The following is a 2,521-nucleotide window of genomic DNA, read 5'->3' on the forward strand; positions in this document are numbered from 1 at the left end:
AATGAAGAAGATTATTTAAGATTATCAGTATGAAGTTTTAGAGGTAAAACAAAAAGTGTCTTAAATAATTATTTACGCGATATGACAACTAATTATAAAACTAGTTTTTTACTGCCACATGACTATGAAATACCAACATTTAATTACCCAGAATATGTATTACCACCAGTTCCATATAACTATCCAGAGTATACAAAAGATATTATGCCTTCTGATGTAGTACTACCATTAATAACTAGATTTAATTCAGAAATAAAATGTAAACAAGTAGATAGTAATCCAATAAATTTTTTTGCAGATGAATTTAATTATGGTTATTATGAGGTAGAAATTGACTTAAAACAAATTGACCCAACAATTCAAAGTATTGATAAATTTATTAGTTCATATAAAACTATCGAAATAAGTAATCTAGGTAATTTACAAGTTGAATGTGGGCCACCAAATATAGAGAATTTTATTCCTAATATAAATGTTGATTTATACGGAGCAGTTGATAATTGTAATAATAAATTATTTTCATTATCAGAGATAAAATTATTAGAAGATGGTTATTCACAAGTTGATAAAGTTAATTTTAAATTTGATATTGATAATTTAATTGTATTAAATACTAATGAAATACCAATAAATGATATTAAAACATTTAAAACTGGTTATACTAATGGTTTACCAAGTGAAAAAAAATATTATAATAGATATGAAGCACCAAATAATATATTTGAAATATATTTTTCATTGCAAATAACATCATGGTCTAATAATGTTAATAATAAAATTAAAGAAATATATTTACAATCATATTATACAAATGATATGAAATTAAAAATTAGATTTTCAAAAGCATTAATTGGTAATTTATCAGCAAAAATATTAAGAAGTACCAGATGATTTTGCGGTAATAAAGATTATATTGTATTAAATATTAATAATCCCAATATATTGGGTATTCGCAATAAAAGTGATAATCCGGTTAAAATTACAACAAAACCAAGATAAAAATAAAAAGAGATTTATATCTCTTTTTTTATTCTCCTTTAACTTTTATATTACCATTTTCATCAATATCTAATAAATCAGATATATTAATATTAGTATCTAAATTTCAACGATAAACTGATTTAAATCTTGGAGCAGGTCAATCACTTATAACTCTATAAGAACGAATAACAATTGTAACCATTGGTGATTTTCATTCTAAATTTAAAGTATAATTTTCATCTGCATTCTTTTTATCAATTTCAATACTTGGATGAGTTCTATCTATTAGATTATTATTTTTAAACTTGGTAATATTTCAATTTTGACCTTTTCATACTACATAATATCATTTATTATCAACTGTATTAAATGGTTTTTCCTGTGGTGCTATTCATTCTAAGTTATCTTTAATTTCTTGATTATCAGTGTCTATTTGGTTTTCTTTTTTTAAATGTTCTAATTCTTCAGGGGTATATTTTTCTGGTGTATTACAAGCAACTAAACTTGTTGTACTTGTTCCCACTAATGATATTGCACCAATAATACTTAATAATCTTTTCATTTGATTATTTCCTCTTTTATTATCAATTAAGTGAATCTATTGAAACCGTATAATTAACATTTATATTCCCCGTATAAGTATTTGTATCAAAAGAATTGATAATTGCATTGTTATTACTAATATTTTCAACGTTAATCTTTGTGATATCTAGATTGTTATACATTTCTTTTAGTTTATTTTTAATTTGTTGTTTTGTTGGACTAGATAAATTTTCAGTTTTAAATTCACCTAAATTAGGTTGAGTGATAATTTTATTTAAATTAATATTAGATGTAAAAAAAACATCTACTGTATTTGCATAAATATTTGGATATTTATAACTTAATTTTGCACTTATACGTGTTATATCTTTAACTTCAATATTTAATAATATGTTATTATTTTTATCAAAAATATTATTTTTTTCTTTTAGTTTATTTTTAATTTGTTGTTCAGATGGTAAATCAATCCCATTAGTTATAATTGAACCTAAATCAGTATTTGTAATAATTGATTTTAATGAAATAATATATGTAATATTTACTTTACCACTATAAAAACTGTTATCAGAAGAAACAATTGTTGCATTGTTATTACTAATATTTTCAACTTTAATTTTACTAATATCTAAATTAGGATTTAATTGTTTTAACCAATCTTTTAATCACTGTTCTTTGGGTAATTTAATTCCATAAGTAATAATTGAACCTAAATTTGTTTTTTCTATTATTTTTGTTAAATCAAAAGACTTATCAACTATAAAAGTAAGTATTCTTTCACCAGAAAATCCATCTATAGTAATATTTACAGAATTTATAGTAATATTTTTAACTTTAATTTGATTGGATTCTATATGTGGGTATTTTTTAATTAATTTTTCTTTGATTTGTTGTTCTGTTGGTTTGTCGGCCCCATTAGTTTTAAAAATAGGGTCTTGTGTTTGTCTTTTACCTCTTATAGTTTGTTCTTTTTGATAAGGGCTAGCGGCAATTGTTGTTG

General features: G+C 22.6%; 3 protein-coding genes. 1 reads left to right on the forward strand and 2 read right to left on the reverse strand.

All coding sequences use genetic code 4. From position 1 onward, the window contains the following. Nucleotides 1–999: hypothetical protein (locus EHU54_RS05425; RefSeq protein ID WP_400249361.1), on the forward strand; the 999-nt coding region annotated here is incomplete at its 5' end. A 28-nt stretch (nucleotides 1,000–1,027) separates the two neighbouring features. On the opposite strand, the gene EHU54_RS05430 is transcribed toward EHU54_RS05425, so the two are convergent. Both EHU54_RS05430 and EHU54_RS05435 read right to left on the reverse strand, forming a co-directional pair. Further along, complete coding sequence (locus EHU54_RS05430) at nucleotides 1,028–1,543, reverse strand: lipoprotein (RefSeq protein ID WP_400249362.1); 516 nt, start codon at nucleotides 1,541–1,543, stop codon at nucleotides 1,028–1,030. 19 nt (nucleotides 1,544–1,562) lie between these two features. After that, a partial coding sequence (locus EHU54_RS05435) for a hypothetical protein (protein ID WP_400249364.1) occupies nucleotides 1,563–2,521 on the reverse strand: 959 nt, incomplete at its 5' end.

This window comes from Spiroplasma sp. ald (genome assembly GCF_044714355.1).
Taxonomy (GTDB): Bacteria; Bacillota_I; Bacilli_A; order Mycoplasmatales; family Mycoplasmataceae; genus Spiroplasma; species Spiroplasma phoeniceum.